This window comes from Proteiniphilum sp. UBA5463 (assembly GCF_002427225.1).
GTDB classification, from domain to species: domain Bacteria; phylum Bacteroidota; class Bacteroidia; order Bacteroidales; family Dysgonomonadaceae; genus Proteiniphilum; species Proteiniphilum propionicum.
Genome location: NZ_DIQL01000052.1, coordinates 18,375 through 35,471, shown reverse-complemented (window position 1 = coordinate 35,471; position 17,097 = coordinate 18,375). Strand labels below are relative to the sequence as shown.

At 40.9% G+C, this 17,097-nt stretch carries 17 protein-coding genes; 6 read left to right on the top strand and 11 right to left on the bottom strand.

The window, feature by feature from the left end; all coding sequences use genetic code 11:
- Positions 1-54: 54 nt before the first annotated feature.
- Positions 55-462 carry an NUDIX hydrolase gene (locus B3B27_RS08820; protein ID WP_238867181.1) on the bottom strand — a complete coding sequence of 136 codons (408 nt, stop codon included), beginning with the start codon at positions 460-462 and terminating at the stop codon, positions 55-57.
- A 456-nt stretch (positions 463-918) separates the two neighbouring features.
- Here B3B27_RS08820 and B3B27_RS08815 point away from each other — a divergent pair, with 456 nt between their 5' ends.
- The 3 genes from B3B27_RS08815 to rpmA all read left to right on the top strand — a co-directional run bounded on the left by B3B27_RS08815 (position 919) and on the right by rpmA (position 3,136).
- The gene (locus B3B27_RS08815; protein WP_238867179.1) at positions 919-2,418 is read left to right on the top strand and encodes an NAD(P)H-hydrate dehydratase; all 1,500 of its coding nucleotides are present in this window, start codon (positions 919-921) and stop codon (positions 2,416-2,418) included.
- Between the two features lie 116 nt (positions 2,419-2,534).
- Positions 2,535-2,846 carry a 50S ribosomal protein L21 gene (gene rplU / locus B3B27_RS08810; protein WP_238867177.1) on the top strand — a complete coding sequence of 104 codons (312 nt, stop codon included), beginning with the start codon at positions 2,535-2,537 and terminating at the stop codon, positions 2,844-2,846.
- Between the two features lie 20 nt (positions 2,847-2,866).
- On the top strand, positions 2,867-3,136 hold the full coding sequence (gene rpmA / locus B3B27_RS08805; protein ID WP_238867175.1) for a 50S ribosomal protein L27: 270 nt from the start codon (positions 2,867-2,869) through the stop codon (positions 3,134-3,136).
- A 366-nt stretch (positions 3,137-3,502) separates the two neighbouring features.
- Here the strand turns inward: rpmA and hisIE are convergent, their stop codons facing one another.
- From hisIE to hisG, 8 genes are all read right to left on the bottom strand, one after another.
- Positions 3,503-4,090: a bifunctional phosphoribosyl-AMP cyclohydrolase/phosphoribosyl-ATP diphosphatase HisIE gene (gene hisIE / locus B3B27_RS08800; protein WP_238867174.1), complete on the bottom strand. Its 588-nt coding sequence runs from the start codon at positions 4,088-4,090 to the stop codon at positions 3,503-3,505.
- A gap of 47 nt (positions 4,091-4,137) precedes the next feature.
- Positions 4,138-4,893 (bottom strand): imidazole glycerol phosphate synthase subunit HisF, encoded by a 756-nt coding sequence (hisF, locus tag B3B27_RS08795; protein ID WP_238867172.1) that lies wholly within the window; start codon positions 4,891-4,893, stop codon positions 4,138-4,140.
- A gap of 179 nt (positions 4,894-5,072) precedes the next feature.
- Positions 5,073-5,795, bottom strand: a complete 723-nt coding sequence (gene hisA / locus B3B27_RS08790) for a 1-(5-phosphoribosyl)-5-[(5-phosphoribosylamino)methylideneamino]imidazole-4-carboxamide isomerase (protein ID WP_286847284.1) — start codon at positions 5,793-5,795, stop codon at positions 5,073-5,075.
- Between the two features lie 6 nt (positions 5,796-5,801).
- Positions 5,802-6,386 carry an imidazole glycerol phosphate synthase subunit HisH gene (hisH, locus tag B3B27_RS08785; protein ID WP_286845923.1) on the bottom strand — a complete coding sequence of 195 codons (585 nt, stop codon included), beginning with the start codon at positions 6,384-6,386 and terminating at the stop codon, positions 5,802-5,804.
- Positions 6,387-6,422: 36 nt separating this feature from the next.
- The gene (hisB, locus tag B3B27_RS08780; protein WP_238867164.1) at positions 6,423-7,511 is read right to left on the bottom strand and encodes a bifunctional histidinol-phosphatase/imidazoleglycerol-phosphate dehydratase HisB; all 1,089 of its coding nucleotides are present in this window, start codon (positions 7,509-7,511) and stop codon (positions 6,423-6,425) included.
- Positions 7,508-8,530 carry a histidinol-phosphate transaminase gene (gene hisC, locus B3B27_RS08775; protein WP_238867162.1) on the bottom strand — a complete coding sequence of 341 codons (1,023 nt, stop codon included), beginning with the start codon at positions 8,528-8,530 and terminating at the stop codon, positions 7,508-7,510. The genes hisB and hisC overlap by 4 nt, the downstream gene beginning before the upstream one ends.
- Positions 8,517-9,848: a histidinol dehydrogenase gene (hisD, locus tag B3B27_RS08770; RefSeq protein ID WP_238867160.1), complete on the bottom strand. Its 1,332-nt coding sequence runs from the start codon at positions 9,846-9,848 to the stop codon at positions 8,517-8,519. The genes hisC and hisD overlap by 14 nt, the downstream gene beginning before the upstream one ends.
- 142 nt (positions 9,849-9,990) lie before the next feature.
- Positions 9,991-10,848, bottom strand: a complete 858-nt coding sequence (gene hisG / locus B3B27_RS08765) for an ATP phosphoribosyltransferase (RefSeq protein ID WP_238867158.1) — start codon at positions 10,846-10,848, stop codon at positions 9,991-9,993.
- A 373-nt stretch (positions 10,849-11,221) separates the two neighbouring features.
- Here hisG and B3B27_RS08760 point away from each other — a divergent pair, with 373 nt between their 5' ends.
- Complete coding sequence (locus B3B27_RS08760; RefSeq protein ID WP_238867156.1) at positions 11,222-13,306, top strand: putative porin; 2,085 nt, start codon at positions 11,222-11,224, stop codon at positions 13,304-13,306.
- A 150-nt stretch (positions 13,307-13,456) separates the two neighbouring features.
- Complete coding sequence (locus B3B27_RS08755) at positions 13,457-14,164, top strand: transporter substrate-binding domain-containing protein (RefSeq protein ID WP_286832706.1); 708 nt, start codon at positions 13,457-13,459, stop codon at positions 14,162-14,164.
- A gap of 408 nt (positions 14,165-14,572) precedes the next feature.
- Here B3B27_RS08755 and B3B27_RS08750 read toward each other — a convergent pair whose 3' ends face one another.
- Positions 14,573-15,043 (bottom strand): hypothetical protein, encoded by a 471-nt coding sequence (locus B3B27_RS08750; RefSeq protein WP_238867154.1) that lies wholly within the window; start codon positions 15,041-15,043, stop codon positions 14,573-14,575.
- Positions 15,044-15,409: 366 nt separating this feature from the next.
- Here B3B27_RS08750 and B3B27_RS08745 point away from each other — a divergent pair, with 366 nt between their 5' ends.
- Positions 15,410-15,826, top strand: coding sequence for a hypothetical protein (locus B3B27_RS08745; RefSeq protein ID WP_238867153.1), 417 nt, complete (start codon positions 15,410-15,412; stop codon positions 15,824-15,826).
- 35 nt (positions 15,827-15,861) lie between these two features.
- Here B3B27_RS08745 and B3B27_RS08740 read toward each other — a convergent pair whose 3' ends face one another.
- Positions 15,862-16,776 carry a DUF368 domain-containing protein gene (locus tag B3B27_RS08740; RefSeq protein ID WP_238867152.1) on the bottom strand — a complete coding sequence of 305 codons (915 nt, stop codon included), beginning with the start codon at positions 16,774-16,776 and terminating at the stop codon, positions 15,862-15,864.
- Positions 16,777-17,097: the final 321 nt, after the last annotated feature.

Genomic DNA, 17,097 nt, shown 5'->3' with positions numbered 1-17,097 from the left:
TTTGACCGGTTGATGTGGTATTTGTTTCAACTAAGGTATTAATGCTATTTTAGTTTACCTACCCGGTCCCTTATTCTTAATGAACATTTCAAGGATTTCCTTTTGTTTATCATACAGAAAGTTGTATTTGTTCAAATCATTCAGAGTCACCCATTCGTATCTCAGTGATTCAGCGGACAGAACAATTTCAGGAAAATTTTCCAGACGTAGAATGTAAAAATAAACTTTACCTATTGAGGATTCAAAGTCAGTGAAAAAAATAAAATCATCTTCTTTTACTGAAATCTTAGTCTCTTCGTATAACTCCCTTACCGCACATTCTATTGCTGTTTCTCCTTCTTTAAAGTGCCCCGCAGGAGTGTTCCATAGTTCACCCTGTCCGTCATAATTACTGCGTTGTATTAAAAGGATTTTATTATTTACAACAACGATAACACTCGATGAGAAAATTTTATTCTCCATATCATTCATTTCATTTGTTCACTAATGTTGGTTGTTTCCTTTCTGCCTTTCAGGCAACTTCTGTGAACGACATCATTCAAACAAGTTCGGATTATGCTTATTCAGCTTGACTAAAAAGTTAAAACTGGCTTCATGGTACCCGAGGGTAGTCAGGGAACCACAAGTACCTGCATTACTAAAACATTGAAGCAAGCTTCATGTTTCCAATATTGATTATTTTTTGACTTAATGCAAATTATCACTAAAGTCACGCTTTCGCTTGCCGCAGCAAAGGTATAATTGACCCGATTTCATAATATGGCTATCCAAAACCTGTAATACAAAAATACAAAAATATTTTTCTATCTTAGCAGAAAAATATTTTTGCTGTAAACAGGTATAAAAACAGGTGTTTATATTATTTTTGTCGCATTGTAAAGTTATTTCACCCATATTTGACCATAAATTAAATTTTAAATGAAAATTCTTACATCGGAGCAAATTCGTAAAATTGATGCAGAAACAATTTCAAGGGAAGGGATACCCTCTCTCGAATTGATGAAGAGGGCAGCTACTGCTTTCTGTGACTGGTTTACTGGCAGATACGCGAAAAACATCTCTTTGCTTATTTTTGCGGGGGTGGGTAATAATGGTGGCGATGCGCTTGCAGCAGCCCGCCTGTTACATAAGTCTGGCTATAATGTTACAGTGTCTGTTGTGGAATACAGCGAGAAATATACAGAAGATTGTGAGCACAATCTTCGCCGTGTAAGAGCGGAAAACATAACCTGCAAAAAGGTTATCTCTGAAAAAGATATTCCCGATATAAAGAGGTATGATGTTGTGATTGACGGGATCTTTGGAACCGGACTCTCCAGAGAAGTGGATGGTATAGCTGCAAAGGTGATTCAGCATATTAATGATAGTGACAAGCCTGTTATCAGCATTGATGTGCCAAGCGGGATGTTTCTTGACAGAAAAACGTTGTACGCTATACAGGCTAAAAATACCATTACGTTTCAGATACCTAAGCTTGCACTTTATCTTCCCGAAAATCAAAATTATGCAGGTGATGTGTCAATAGTCGGCATTGGATTGAATGAACAAGCCATTGAAGAAGCAGAGAGTAATATTTTTTATACTGAAAAAAAACAGATCCGGCCTTTGTTAAAACCGCTTTCCAGATTTGCTCATAAGGGGACCGAAGGGCATGTACTTATTATAGGAGGAAGCCTTGGTAAGTGCGGGTCGGCCTGTCTTGCCTCAAAGGCGGCTATGAAGGCGGGATGCGGACTGGTTACCGCTTATATGCCAAAATGTGGGGTAGTAGTAGTGCAGTCAAATTTTCCCGAAGCGATGGTGATTGAGGATAGAGGAGAAAAGCATATCTCTTATATAAATTATGAAATGAAACCGGATGCAATTGGTATAGGTATTGGAATGGGGCAACATGATGATACACAGCATGCATTCTTCGAATTTTTGCAAAAGAATAATACGCCGCTGGTTATAGACGCAGATGGCTTGAACATATTGTCCAGGCATAAGGATTGGCTCACTCTCATTCCCCCAAAAACTATTCTGACACCTCATCCGAAAGAGCTTTCAAGGCTTATAGGTGAATGGAGCGACGACTATGACAAAATACTGAAAACAAAACAGTTTGCTGAGAAATATGGTCTTATTGTGATAATAAAAGGGGCTTATTCGCTGATTATTGATCAGGAAAATATCTATGTGAATAGTACCGGAACCCCGGCATTGGCGACAGCCGGAAGCGGAGATGTACTGACGGGAATTATTACGAGCTTGCTTGCACAGGGTTATGAACCGTTAGATGCAACCAGGGTGGGGGTGTATCTTCACGGAATGACGGCTGATCTGACGCAGCATAAAATTCATCCCCGGGCTTTTATTGCTTCTGACATCATCGATAATATAGGCAACGCATACAGCATTTTGGAAAAAAATATGTGATTCATTTGTAATTTATGAATTAATTATGTATTTTTGCACCTCATTTTGCCAATAGGCTTGGAAAGAAGGCGCATATAGCGACTCGCCTCAGGCGTATAACGTCAAGTTATTCTTATATGTACGTAATTGTAGATATTCAGGGTCAGCAGTTTAAAGTGCAGCAAGACCAAAAATTATTTGTCCACAGGATCAACGCCGATCAGGGTAGTGAAGTGGAGTTCGAAAAAGTGATGCTCATCGACAAAGACGGCGATGTAACTGTAGGTGCACCGGTTGTGGATGGAGCAAAAGTAGTAGTAGAGGTACTTTCTCATGTGAAAGGAGATAAAGTTCTTATTTTCAAGAAAAAAAGGAGAAAAGGATACAGAAGATTGAACGGTCACCGTCAACAATTTTCTGAGATAAGAGTAAAAGAAATTATAGCTTAATCAGTTAAAATCAGAAGAAAATGGCACATAAAAAAGGTGTAGGTAGTTCGAAGAACGGCCGTGAATCGGAAAGTAAACGATTGGGCGTTAAGATATTCGGTGGTGAAACGGTGAAAGCCGGAAACATCCTCGTGCGTCAACGTGGAACAGCGCATCACCCTGGAGAAAATGTTGGTATGGGAAAAGACCATACCCTGTTTGCACTGACCGATGGCATTGTGATATTTCGCAAGAAAAGGAATAATCGCTCATTCGTATCAGTTCAGCCACAGGCACAGGCAGAAGCGTAATTGCGAATGTCTTTGTCCCGGTTAAAGGGAACTTGAACCATAAAATAATAATTTTTTAGTTGATTAGAACAACCTGCTTTTAAATAGTAGGTTGTTCTTTTTTCGTATGCTGTTATCTGTTACACAAAAAAAATTATCCTTTCTAACGAAAACATTAATGTGCACGAGCTGGCACTCCGTTATTCGGGAGAAGATATGCCTTTATTGCTCACCAAGATAGCGGGAAGGCAAACGGCAAAGCATAAAACTTCACTGATTCAAGGCATAGATCTCATATTTAGCTGTATATGGTTTAATTTGTATATGCGAAACTTGAATACTTAACATTTCAGCCCCAAAATAAGATATCATATCTTTAATAATCAGTTATTTATGCCTTCCTGATAATATCTCTTCAATATCCTGTAGCTTCAGGCTTTTAGTTTTCAGCAAAATAAGGAAATGGTAGAGCAGATCTGCTGCTTCGTTTTTAAACAGGTCAATATTGTTGTCTTTTGACTCAATAACCAACTCCACAGCCTCTTCTCCCACCTTCTGCGCAACTTTGTTCACTCCTCGGCTGAATAGTCGGGCGGTATAAGAACCTTCCTGATTATCGGAGATGCGTTGCTCAATAACCTTCTCCAATTCATACAGAAAACCTTTCGAAGTCTCCTCTTTAAAGCAGGAAGTGGCACCGGTGTGGCAGGTAGGCCCTTGCGGAATAACCTTTATAAGCAGCGTGTCATCGTCGCAATCCTGAAGTATCTCTTCCACGAAAAGGAAGTTACCCGATGTCTCTCCCTTGGTCCATAACCGCTGTCTGCTGCGGCTGAAAAAAGTTACCTTACCTTCTGCAATGGTTTTCTCAAGAGCCTCTTCATTCATATAGCCCAGCATCAGTACCTGTAGCGTATTCGCATGCTGTATGACGACCGGGGCCAATCCTCCGTTTTTCTTAAAATCAATGTTCACTTTTGTCCTTTTTGTTTGTTAATAAAACCGTCTCCTTTTTCAATAGGTTATCGTACGGGTATATTTTGTTCTTTTAAATATTGTTTTAATGCCGGAATAGTGATCTCTCCAAAATGGAAGACAGAGGCACCTAAGGCAGCACTGGCTTTTGTCTTTGTGAATACCTCAGCGAAATGTTCCGGCGTTCCTGCCCCACCGGAGGCTATTACGGGAATATTTACCGCTTCACTTATAGCGTGAGTTATATCGATGGCAAAACCATTTCGGGTGCCGTCATTATTCATCGAAGTGAGCAGTATCTCTCCCGCGCCCCTTTTTTCCCCCTCTTTTGCCCAGTCGACAGTACGGAGATTAGCGGAGGTGCGCCCGCCATGTATATATACCATCCACTCTCCATTCTCCTCTAATTTTGTGTCGATGGCAAGCACTACACACTGACTACCAAATTGTTCCGCAATTTCAGTAATCAGCTCAGGATGTTTTACTGCCGATGTGTTGATACTTACCTTATCGGCTCCGGCTTTGATAATAGAAACCGCATCCATGGCGGAGTGTATGCCACCTCCAACAGTGAAAGGAATATTGATTTCCTGGGCTATTCGCTGTACCAGGGCGGTGAGAGTTTTCCGGTTTTCTATCGTAGCAGTAATATCCAGAAAAACAAGCTCATCAGCTCCCTCTTCCACATATCGCTTTGCCAGCTCCACAGCGTCGCCGGCATCACGAAGACCAACGAAATTAACACCTTTGACTGTGCGTCCGTCTTTTATATCAAGGCAGGGTATAATTCTTTTTTTTAGCATTTTTTATAATTGTTGATTTGATGTGAACTGTTTGTTTTCAATTTTTTTTTACTGACAATAATGATGGGATTCAGATCCCGATCAGAACAGTTTTTTTCTTGAATTGTTCCTTCAAAGGATTGTTCAGAAAAAAGCCGGATAATTTATTCCTTTTTTATATGCGCTCGTGGAACGTTATTTTAATTGTTCAGAATAAAACCGGATAAATCTTTCATCGTTATTCGTCCTTCATATATAGCTTTACCGATGATAGCTCCTTCACATCCAATTTGCTGTAGCAAAAGAATATCATTCATTGTGGTGATTCCGCCACTGGCAATAAGGTGAACGCGAGTTTTGTCAAGTATCTCTTCATACAGCTCAACAGAAGGGCCTTCCAGCATTCCGTCTTTCGATATATCTGTACAGATGGTGTAACAAATACCTCTTTTTTCGTATTCCGAGATAAAATCTACTACATCTGTATCCGATTGCCGCTGCCATCCGTGAGTAGCTATCTTGCGATGATGGCTGTCTGCCCCCAGGATGATCTTATCAGGCCCGTAGTGCGATAGCCACCGTGAAAACAGTTCCGGTTGCTGCACTGCAATACTCCCTCCTGTAATCTGTTCAGCTCCGTTCTCAAAAGCAATCCGCACATCATCATCCGACTTGATCCCACCACCGAAATCAATCTTCAGCGATGTGCCGGATGCTATTTCATATAATACGCAGTGGTTGACAATATGTTTGGATTTTGCTCCATCCAGGTCCACCAGGTGCAGGTACCGTATGCCGTTAGCCTCGAAATTTTTGGCTATATCAAGAGGATTTTCATGATACGTTTTTTGTGTGTTGTAGTCGCCCCTGGTAAGACGCACACATTTTCCGTCGATAATGTCTATTGCCGGAATAATTCTCATAAAAGTCTATAGTTTTAAAAAATTTTTTAATATTCTTTCTCCCACACTGCCCGATTTTTCGGGGTGAAACTGTGTGGCATAAAAATTATCTTTATGCATGGCTGCACTGAACGGCAAAATATAATTGCACTTTGCAATTGTCTGAGGGCATATACCGGCGTAATAACTGTGCACAAAATAGACTGTCTCACCGGTGCCGAATCCATCGAAAAGGGGGTCATTTACCTTAGTCAAGCTTAAGCTGTTCCAGCCCATGTGAGGAACGATCTCCCCTGAAGGAAACTTTTTTACTACAGCATCAAAAATGCCGAAACACTCCGTATCACCTTCTTCGGAATAATTACACATGAGTTGTAGGCCCAGGCATATACCCAGTGTTGGCTGTTTCAGCGATTTCAGGGTTGTATCCAGACATCTCTTTTTCAGATACAACATGGCAGACCGGGCTTCTCCCACTCCGGGGAATATAACTTTCCCCGCCTGCAGGATTTCATCAATATTGTCCGTCACCATGCATGTGTAGCCCAGTCGCTTTACTGCATTGTAGACCGACGTAATATTTCCAGCATTGTATTTTATGATAGCAATCATCTGTTTGCTTCGGTTATTGACCGTTAGTTTTTACTTTCAAAGAGTTCCTTTTGTACTGGGAATACCGGAAGTTTCACCCCGTCTCACCGCCATCTTTACTGATCTGGCAAAGGCTTTAAAGATGGCTTCTATTTTGTGGTGCTCATTGTCGCCTTCAGCTTTGATGTTGAGGTTGCACTTCGCATTGTCACTGAACGACTTGAAAAAATGCATAAACATCTCCGTGGGCATATCGCCTATGAATTCACGCTTAAATTCCACATTCCACACCAGCCAGGGGCGGCCTCCAAAGTCTATTGCCACCTGAGCCAGGCTGTCGTCCATAGGTAACAAGAAGCCATAACGGGAAATCCCCTTTTTACTGCCAATTGCCTGCAAGATAGCTTCTCCCAGCGCGATACCCACATCCTCTATGGTGTGGTGTTCATCAACATGCAGGTCTCCTTTCGATTGAATTATAAGATCGATGTTCCCGTGGCGGGCAATCTGATTGAGCATATGATCGAAGAATCCTAATCCTGTAGTAATATTGCTTTTCCCATTCCCGTCGAGATTCAACTCTGCGAGAATCTCTGTTTCTGATGTTTTTCTGTATACCCTTCCGGTACGGGGCTTTGCTTTCAGAAAATTATAAATCTCTCGCCAGTCGGTTGTGCAAAGGAGTGCGCCAGGATGTGGAATATCACTTAAAAAGATAGACTTACATCCTATGTTCTCAGCTAATTGTACATCCGTCACTCTGTCCCCTATGACAAATGAATTTTCCAGGTCATATCCCCCTTTCAGGTAGTGTGTGAGCATGCCAATGCCCGGTTTTCTGGTTGGTTGGTTGTCGTTGGGGAAGGAACGATCGATTAATATTTCACTGAAATTAATTCCTTCGTTTTCAAAGGCCTTGATAATCTTATTCTGAGCCGGCCAGAAAGTCTCCTCGGGAAATGAAGCACTGCCCAAACCATCCTGATTGGTGACCATTACCAGTTCATATTCCAGTTCATCGGCGATGCTTGAGAGCGATTGAAATACTCGCGGGTAAAACTCCAACTTTTCCAGACTGTCAATCTGTTCGTCTTCCGGCTCTATAATTAGTGTTCCGTCACGATCTATGAATAATACTTTCTTCATATTTCACTATAATTTTTTAATTCTTCCAACAATTTCCGGTTTTCTTCGGGCTTTCCCACTGTTATACGGATAGAGTTGCGGACAACAGCATTGCGGTTCCGGACTATCACCTTTTTTGTAACCAGATAATTGTAAATTTTATCGGCATCAGTCACCTCCACCAGCAGGAAATTTGCATCTGAAGGATATATCCTACGTACAATGGGTAATTTTGTCAATTCTTTTTTAAGAAAGAATCTCTGTTCCAGTATTATGGCCAGCCGGTATTCAAACTTCTGCGGTTTAGAAAGTGCTTTTAGAGCCTCTTCCTGATTAAGAGCACTCACGTTGTAGGGAGGCTTTGTCTTATCCATCAGCCTTACAATCTCTGCACCGGCATAGGCTACTCCAATACGTGCACCGGCAAGCGCCCATGCTTTGCTGAAGGTCTGCATAACAATGAGATTGGGGTAGGACGAAAGCTTTGATAGAAAAGTGCTGCCTATGCAAAAATCTATATATGCTTCATCTACAACAACAATCCCCTGAAACTCATTTAACACTCTTTCCACATCTTTTAACCGGTTTCCAGAGGGATTGTTGGGAGAGCATAGGAAAATGCATTTTGCAGATTGTTGCAGAATTTCATCAATATTCAATTCAAAGTCACCGGTAAGCGGCACGCTAATCACGTTCACATTGTTGATATTTGCAGACACCTCATACATTCCATATGTCGGAGGGCACAGGATTACGCTGTCTCTTGACGGTTCGCAGAATATCCGATAAACCAGGTCGATCACTTCATCACTACCGTTTCCGATAAAAATATTCTCTTCCGCTACCTTCTTTCTTTCCGACAATTTTTTTTTCAACATACGTTGATGTGGATCGGGATACCTGTTCATTTTACCGAAAGGGTTTTCATTGGCATCTAAAAAAATACCTTTGTCGCCTGAGAACTCGTCTCTCGCACTTGAGTAGGGCTTAAGCGCACGGATATTGGGGCGTACCAGAGTATTTAAATCAAAGTTGTTCATCTGGATTCACTTGATTGTTAATTTGTAGATATTTTGTTGTCGCAGCTCCTAAGCGAAGTGTAATGGCATTCTTGTGGCCGTAAAGCTGTTCCTCTTCCGCCATTACTTCAACTGCACTGCCAATGCTCATAATCCCTTCCTCATTGAGTTGCTGGAAAGTGATTTTTTTTACGAAACTGTCCAGCGAAACGCCGCTGTAGGCTCTGGCATTTCCGCCTGTAGGAAGCGTGTGATTGGTCCCGCTTGCGTAATCTCCCGCACTCTCGCAACTGAAGTTGCCAAGGAAAACTGAGCCGGCATTTATTACATCACGACTCAGTAGTACCGCTTTGTTTGTTGCCAGTATAAGATGCTCAGGAGCATAGAAATTGCTGAAAGCAACGCTTTCACCTAGCTCTTTGAAAAGAATGGCTTTGCTGTTTTTGAGCGATTGCAAGATAATCTCCTTGCGGGGAAGGTTGTCCAGCTGGATATCAATCTCTTTTTTTACATTCTTAATAACCTGTCTGTTATCAGACAACAATATTACCTGGCTGTCCGGGCCGTGTTCTGCCTGCGAGAGCAGGTCGGCAGCTACGAATGCGGGATTACAGCTTGAGTCGGCAATCACAAGTAACTCACTGGGCCCGGCTGGCATGTCGATAGCTGTGCCGTAATACTGTGCAGAACGTTTTGCAGCCATCACATATTGATTGCCGGGACCGAATATTTTATCAACCTTGGGTATGCTTTCCGTACCGAAAGTCATTGCGCCGATAGCTTGAATACCTCCTGCAGCAAAGATTTTTGTTACGCCTGCCAGTTGAGCAGTGTAGAGTATAGCGGGATGAATTTCTCCCTTCTGATTTGGGGGCGTACACATCACAATCTCACGGCATCCGGCTATCTTAGCCGGGACGGCAAGCATTAGCACAGTTGAAAAGAGCGGGGCTGAGCCGCCGGGGATATAGATGCCGATACGCTCGATAGGCCTCGATTCACGCCAGCAAAAAACTCCAGGGGCGGTCTCAACCTTCTCTATCTTTTCCCTTTGCTGTAGGTGAAAAGCTTCGATGTTTTTTCGTGCCAGGTCGATTGCCAGTTTCAATTGTTCAGAGATCTGATCTGCAGCTTTATTTATTGTATCTTGATCCAAAACAAGCTTATCCTGTTCGGAATAATCGTACTTCCTGCTGAATGAAATAACTGCCTTATCACCTTTTCGGTTAATATCATAGAACATTTTTTCAACTGTATTCATCAGCTTTTGTTGCCTGATCATAGGGCGTTCTGCCAATTTTTTCCATTTGGTATGTGAAGGGTTTGAGATTGTTTTCATATCAGTTTTTTTACGTTTATTTTTTTCAACTTACTGCAGTTTTATTGTCATCTTTACGCAACCACATCTTAAAGCACTAAAGAATCATCTTTTTTGATAACACGGTGAAAGGCGAAAACAGAAAAGGTGCGAAGTCAGAGTACTAAAGAATCATTTTTTCTATAGGTACAACTAAAATACCTTCGGCTCCAAGTAGCTTCAGTTCATCGATAATTGCCCAGAAATCATCATCTTTTATCACCGAGTGAACGCTACTCCAGCCTTTGTCGGCTAACGGGAGAATACTGGGTGAGCGCATTCCGGGCAACAACTTCACAATTTTGGGAATTATCCCGTTGGGTGCGTTCAGCAAAACGTATTTTTTTCCTTGCCCGTTCTTATAGGCTTTTATACGGAATAACAATTTATCAAGCAGTTCGGATTTAGTAGGCGAGAGGTTTTTGTTGCTGATTAGCACAGCTTCGCTTTTAATGATTGGTTCAGCCTCTTTCAATCCATTCATGATGAGTGTGCTTCCGGTGCTCACTATATCAAAAATTGCGTCTGCCAGCCCAATGCCGGTGGCAATCTCAACGCTCCCGCCCAGCTCCTCTATTTGTACCTTAATGCCTTTTACCGTAAAATAGTTTCTCAATATTTTAGGGTAGCTCGTGGCAATACGCTTGCCGTTGAAATAATCCAGTCCCGTGTACTCCTCATCTTTTGGAATAGCAAGTGACAAGCGGCAGTTTCCGAAACCTAATTTTTCAACAACCCTTACGTCTTTTTCTTTCTCCCACACTTCGTTTTCACCCAGAATGCCAATATCTGCCACGCCCTGTTCCACATATTGCGGAATATCATCATCACGAAGGAAGAGAATCTCCATAGGAAAATTCCGTGCTTCAGTTTTTAATTTGCGGTCGCCGTTAGATACTTTTATCCCGCACTCTGTAAGCAGATTGAGCGATTTTTCACTCAGCCTGCCGCTTTTCTGGATAGCGATATTTATTTTTTCCATTTCTTATTTGTTTTACCAGATAGCATCAGCGTTCTTTTTAATAAAAAACCCGTCTGATGCTATTCAGACGGGTCTATAAATATATTCTCTTATGTTCGTACATATCTATCTCAACTCGCCCGATTGCAAGTATGAAAATGATGATGATGGAACATGTTTGCTTTCATTTTTACTGTTTTGATGGTGCAAAGATAATGGAATTATTTGAAATGCCATATAAAAAGATTTTTTTATTCAGTTAAAAATGAAAGATAGATTTATTTGACTTTTAATGGTTGAAATTGGGATTATATCTTACTAAAAAACTTCAAAAAGTATAGAAAATGAATATGAATTATCTCTCGTGACAATTTTTTATGTAAGTTTGCACCCGATGAAAGTAAAGCTGTTCATATCTCTTCTGGCATGTATCATATACACTATGGCTGCATACCCGCAGGCACGTATCATATTGCCCGATTCATCGCAGATCACAACGAATCCCGATTCGCTGGATCTGCTTCCAAGGAAGGTAGAGTCAGATAAGCAGCCAGCCCAATCATCTCATCTCGACCATCTGTTAAACGATCATGGTGCGATGGCCGACTCGTTGCAACGTATTGCACGTATGACTGTCTGGACAGTAGAAGCACGAACGGGTAACCGTTTGCTCGCAATTCCCGACACCTTGCTCCATAATTACCAGCAAACAACGTTGCCGGATGGAGAATCGGTAGCTATGGGCTTCCTTGCTCCGATTGGCTCACCCTCGATTTCCAAAATATTTTTCGACCGCCCCGAAACCGGGCATTTTATATTTAACAATGCTTACCACAACTATTTGAAAGATCCCGAAAAACTGCTATTTGTTAATACGCGCGTGCCCTATTCAAGGCTGAACTATAATCGCGCAGGTTCAAAACAAAACAGGGAAGAGACTTTTGATGCAAGGCTTACATCTAATTTCGGGAAGAGCCTGAATGTTGGTATGGACTTGAATCTGATCAACGCCAAAGGGTTTTACAATTCTCAGGCTGTAAAGCACAACAATTTCACCCTTTTTGGCAACTATCTGTCCGACAGGATTGAAATACATGCTTTTATGAATCAGGGATCATTGTCGAATTTTGAAAATGGAGGAATAACCAACGAGATGTTTATTACCGATCCCGATGCCATACAGCAAAGTTTTACTCCGAGAGAAATCCCGGTGAAATTTACCAATACCTGGAATTCTTTGCGCAACAACCGCTACTTTTTATCAGGAAGATATAATTTGGGATACAGGGAGATTGCAACCGACTCGCTCCACAAAGGGCCTGGACAGTTTGTACCTGTAGCAAGCATTGGTTTCTCATCACATTATACTCAGCAGCATCGCCGTTTTTTGTCGTATGATACCACCTATGTTAATGTTGATGGAGTTCAGATGCAGCACATTGACCGGTTTTATGAAAACCGTTTTTACGAGGGGGCAGTGGATGACAGTATCCACTATTCATCGTTTAAAAACAGTGTTTCTCTGAGCCTGAGGGAAGGGTTCAAAGATTGGGTGAAGTTTGGCCTTGCCGCTTTTCTCGAGTACGATTTGCGCAACTATTCAACAAGAGACAGTGAAGGCGCGGAGTGGAAGAATCATCGCGAAAGCGCAGTCACTATAGGAGGTGTACTCAATAAGCAACAGGGTGAAAACCTGCTGTTCAATATTCGTGCCGACCTGGGTGTCCTGGGGGAAAATCTGGGAGAATTCAGAGCGCTGGCTGACGTGGAGACCGGTTTCTTCATCGCCAACAGACGTACTACATTGTATGCTGAAGCATACATTAAAAATCTGAAGCCAAAGTACCTTCAGAATAACTACTACTCAAAATATTTCAGCTGGAATCACGATTTTGGAGATATACGAAGAGTTTATGCGGGCGGAAAACTACATATACCTTTTACGAACACCACTCTAAGCGTAGGTGTTGAAAATCTGCAGAACTTTATTTATTACGGTCAGGATAAGAACATAGCGCAGGAGAGCAACAATATACAGGTTCTATCGGCACGAGTGGACCAGAATCTGAGTCTTGGTATATTCAACTGGGATAATCAGGCTGTATATCAAACCTCTAGCAATCAAGATGTGATACCTGTTCCCATGATCAGCCTATATTCCAATATGTATCTGAAGGCAAAAATTGTAAACGAGCTTACTCTTCAGTTGGGAATAGATACACATTATCATACCAAATATTTTGTTCCCGGTTATGAGCCTGCCTTGTTGCAGTTTTATAACCAGAAGGAGAAAGAGATTGGAAATTATCCCATTGCTACCATCTATGCCAACATGCATCTTAAGCAGACACGCTTCTTTTTAATGTTCTACAATGTTGCATCGCAAGTTTTGAAGCCGCGTGAGTATTTTTCACTCCCTGGCTATCCGGTTAATCCCTTTGTTTTCAAAATGGGATTATCAGTTAATCTTCACAACTAACATTTTTCAATCTTGGAATTAAAAAAACGCTTCTTCTTTTTACTTTTATTTTCTGTACTTTGCATTTTGGTGATATTACTGATCTTGATAAGTCGCCCTTCTAAAGTGCCTTTAGGATTTCGAGATTATCCGGAGATTATATCATCTGGCATGATTAATGTGGTTACCGACTATAACACCATTGGATATTATGTTTCAAGCGATTCTGCTGAAGGTTTTCAGTTGGAGCTGATGAAGGCGCTTGAGAAGGAGTGGGGGATAAAAGTTAATCTTTTTCTCGAGAACAGCCTTGATGAGAATCTGGAGGGATTATTGTCATTGCGGTACGACTTGGTAGCAAGGAATATTCCAGTAAACGTGCATTTGAGAGATACATTTGCCTTTACAGATCCCATAACCCTCAATAAACAGGTACTGGTACAGCGTAAGGCCGCGTTTAACAATAATATAGAGCCAATCCGGCAGCACCTGAATCTTGCAAAAAAAATTGTTTATGTAGCAAAAGATTCGCCTGTTATTCTCAGGTTGAATAATCTTGCACATGAAATAGGTGACACTATTATTATTAAAGAGGATCAGACCTACGAGGTTGAACAGCTTGTAATGATGGTGGCATCAGGAGATATAGATTTTACAGTATGTGACGAAAAGGTGGCCACTCTACTTGCCAAAGCTCTTCCCGAGATAGATATTGATACTGATATAAGTTTTACACAACTGGAGTCGTGGGCAGTACGCAGAGATTCGCCGGTATTGCTTGACAGCCTGAATAGCTGGCTTGACCGATTTAAGACAACGAAAGAATATAATCAGATTTTCGATAAGTATTATCTTAACAATACTTCGGTAATTTTTTAAAATAGTTCTTATAATTCACTGAATATCAATAGATTATGGCGCTTTTTGAGGATCTGACATAAATTGTTGACTGTCAGTATTATAAATGAAGTTTTAACGAAGCATTAATCTTAAGATAAATCGATAATATTTTTATTTGTCGGGTCACGAAACATTGTTAATCAAGAGATTTTGCTTTTATCGTAAAACCGGCTAAAGTGCAATAAAAATGTTACTTACATACACTTGAAGAAGAGGAGAGTCGTTGGGTAATGAGTCGGGGATTTTTTCAAGCGTGCAAGAACAAGTATAGTTGGAAAAGACGAAAAGCTTTTGAGTAATGGTTTATATATCAATTGTTTGAGTAGATAAAAAGAGACTGACACCCGGGTGTCAGCCTCTCTTGCTTTTAAAAATAATAACGTTTACTTATTTACCTGCTCCGGGCGCATTAATGTTACGTCTTCCCTGACGGTTTGCATCTCGAAATTTTTTTTGCTGTTCAGAACGATACTCTTTCCATTGCTCAAATTTTTCTTTCCCGATAATCTTTTCTAGTTCAGCATCGTTTTCGGCAACTGCTTTTTCACGAAGTGCTTGCATCTCAGTGCGACGCTGCTCTCTATCCTGCATAACATTTTGTCTTTCAGCCCTGTGTTTGACTATCTGTTCTGCACGTTCTGCATCTTGTTTTTCAAACAGCGCCTGCACCTTTGCTGTTTCATCATTTGTCAGATTAAGCTGTTTTGCCATATTTTCGGCACGCTCCTTGGCTGTCCACCTCATCTCGGTTTGGCTACGACGGTTATCCTGTCTTGTATTGCGAGGATTGTTCTGAGCCATTGCCTGGAGACTCATAATAAATATTGCAGCCAAAGCCATCATTGCAATTTTTCTCATATACTAAAAATTTTAAAAGTGAATAATAAAAATAAAATATCTGCTGTTATGACGTTTAAAGGTAAGGAAATGTTTAATATGGCAGTAGCTGTTTAACTTTCATTCTATATCTTTAATCAGCCTGTTTACAGTATTATATAGAGTTTTTGAGAATGTTGATATATATAAAGTACCAGTTCGTCGACAAAAACAACTTATTTGTCTATTATAAATCATATTTGCATTTATTAACAATAACCTTCATGAAAAACAGTAGTTAACTGGCAAATGTTGTCTCATAAATTAACACCGGTTGAAATTTTGTGCAGAGGTTCAAGGAAAATCGTTTAGTTGATATTATCTTTGTAAGCAATAAACAGAAAAGTTGTGGAGAAAAAATACAAAGCAGATAACGGGCTTGGGAATATCTTTTGGGGAATTATGACGCTGATACTGCTGGGTATTCTGATATACAAGTTTACACATAGAGAAAGTATTTGGCTCGTTTCCCTTTACTTCGCGTTTTCAATCGTTTTTATATTGTCGGTTACAATAAAAGAGTATGCCATCACACACCAGAATTTTCTAGAGATTCGTTTTTTATTGAAACTGTTCTCAAAAAAAAGACGTATAGCCATTGGAGATATAGTAGGCATGAAAAAGTTGAAAAAAAACCTTCTACGTATCGACAAGGTTCGTGGTTTTGAGGTGTTGAGAGTGAATGAATCGGATATTGACTCTCTGATAGCCGAACTGAAAGAACGAAATCCTAGAATAAGAATACTTGAAGAGAGCGAGTTATAAATATTTCCCCAAGATATATATATTCCCTGGTGTATCTAGAATATCTCTTCCCTGGGATATTTTTCTTCTACCTTGCTGAAAAGGTAAGATGCATATGTGCCTGTGATAAAAAGTAATACACAAAAAAGAAAGGCGCCACCGAAATTTAACCCTGCAATAGCAAGCTGTTCGGAAGCAAAGGCCGGAAAGACTACTGTGGGAAAGATAGCTAGTGAGGAACCAATTACCATTCCAAGGATAAAGTGGTACATACCTGAATAGTATTTTCGGAAAAGCCATGAGGCTGCTTTAGCGAAAAGCAGAACACAAATGATAAATCCAATAATAAGTGGGATAATAACACCAAAATCGAAATCTTTTATTCCTATGGCCATTTTATCGTAAAGTCCAAAGTAGATAAGAAAATTGGAAGGGCTCATCCCCGGGACTATCAACCCGAGTCCCATAAGCAATCCTGATCCCAGCCAAACCATGAAGTTGGGTTTTATCTCTGTCAGCTGTTGTCCTCCAAAGAGCATCAGCGTAAAAATAACCAGTGTAGCGGCGATAAGTATCCACAAGTCAGAGGATTTCCTGCCCTCTTTCCCAGCCGTTTTATAGAGAGAGGGAAAGGTGCCTGCCACAAAACCCACAAAGAGGCATACAAACTGAGCTGCATACCTTCCGAATGCTTTTTCCACCACAACTGCAAAAAGGACAATGCCAATAGCAGCACCGATGGCGACAGGGAGAAAGTAGAAAATGTTTTTCAGGAACTTATGCCGCAGATTGGCGAGAAACCTAATCAGAGGGTTATAGATGCCGAAGATGACTGCCAGTACGCCTCCTGATAATCCTGGAAGAATAAATCCTATGCCAACAAGAGTGCCTTTTATCAAACGGACGAACCAGTCTACTACCGGACTGATGGTTTTTTGTTCTGTGGCCTCTTCTCTGTTTTGTTCGATCATGATGTTTTTTTATGAGAAGGCAAAGATACAGTTTTGCTTTGATTACTCCTACATATATTTGTGTTGAGAGTTTATTTTTTACCGAAAAAGACGCTTAACATACTTCTTCGGAAACCCTATTTTTTGTATATCGGGCATGTGAATAATCTCGCAGTGTGAGACTTCCATTTTTCTATAATGGATCGTTTCAATACTACTATGGCGTCTGCTGACTTCTCATGACAACTGTTGTCCGTACTTCTTACACTGCTTCTGTACGTCCGTGAGACCTCCCATGGCAAGATACTTCACTTTCATTCCATGTCCCCGCAATATTTACAT

Excerpts from the sequence above, each read along its gene's own strand:
- B3B27_RS08740 (WP_238867152.1), bottom strand. The coding sequence starts at position 16,776 with ATGATCGAACAAAACAGAGAAGAGGCCACAGAACAAAAAACCATCAGT.
- rplU (WP_238867177.1), top strand. The coding sequence starts at position 2,535 with ATGTACGTAATTGTAGATATTCAGGGTCAGCAGTTTAAAGTGCAGCAA.
- hisD (WP_238867160.1), bottom strand. The coding sequence starts at position 9,848 with ATGAAAACAATCTCAAACCCTTCACATACCAAATGGAAAAAATTGGCA.
- B3B27_RS08820 (WP_238867181.1), bottom strand. The coding sequence starts at position 462 with ATGGAGAATAAAATTTTCTCATCGAGTGTTATCGTTGTTGTAAATAAT.
- hisA (WP_286847284.1), bottom strand. The coding sequence starts at position 5,795 with ATGAGAATTATTCCGGCAATAGACATTATCGACGGAAAATGTGTGCGT.
- B3B27_RS08760 (WP_238867156.1), top strand. The coding sequence starts at position 11,222 with ATGAAAGTAAAGCTGTTCATATCTCTTCTGGCATGTATCATATACACT.
- hisB (WP_238867164.1), bottom strand. The coding sequence starts at position 7,511 with ATGAAGAAAGTATTATTCATAGATCGTGACGGAACACTAATTATAGAG.
- hisC (WP_238867162.1), bottom strand. The coding sequence starts at position 8,530 with ATGAACAACTTTGATTTAAATACTCTGGTACGCCCCAATATCCGTGCG.
- B3B27_RS08815 (WP_238867179.1), top strand. The coding sequence starts at position 919 with ATGAAAATTCTTACATCGGAGCAAATTCGTAAAATTGATGCAGAAACA.
- B3B27_RS08750 (WP_238867154.1), bottom strand. The coding sequence starts at position 15,043 with ATGAGAAAAATTGCAATGATGGCTTTGGCTGCAATATTTATTATGAGT.
- B3B27_RS08755 (WP_286832706.1), top strand. The coding sequence starts at position 13,457 with ATGATTAATGTGGTTACCGACTATAACACCATTGGATATTATGTTTCA.
- hisG (WP_238867158.1), bottom strand. The coding sequence starts at position 10,848 with ATGGAAAAAATAAATATCGCTATCCAGAAAAGCGGCAGGCTGAGTGAA.
- hisH (WP_286845923.1), bottom strand. The coding sequence starts at position 6,386 with ATGATTGCTATCATAAAATACAATGCTGGAAATATTACGTCGGTCTAC.
- hisF (WP_238867172.1), bottom strand. The coding sequence starts at position 4,893 with ATGCTAAAAAAAAGAATTATACCCTGCCTTGATATAAAAGACGGACGC.
- rpmA (WP_238867175.1), top strand. The coding sequence starts at position 2,867 with ATGGCACATAAAAAAGGTGTAGGTAGTTCGAAGAACGGCCGTGAATCG.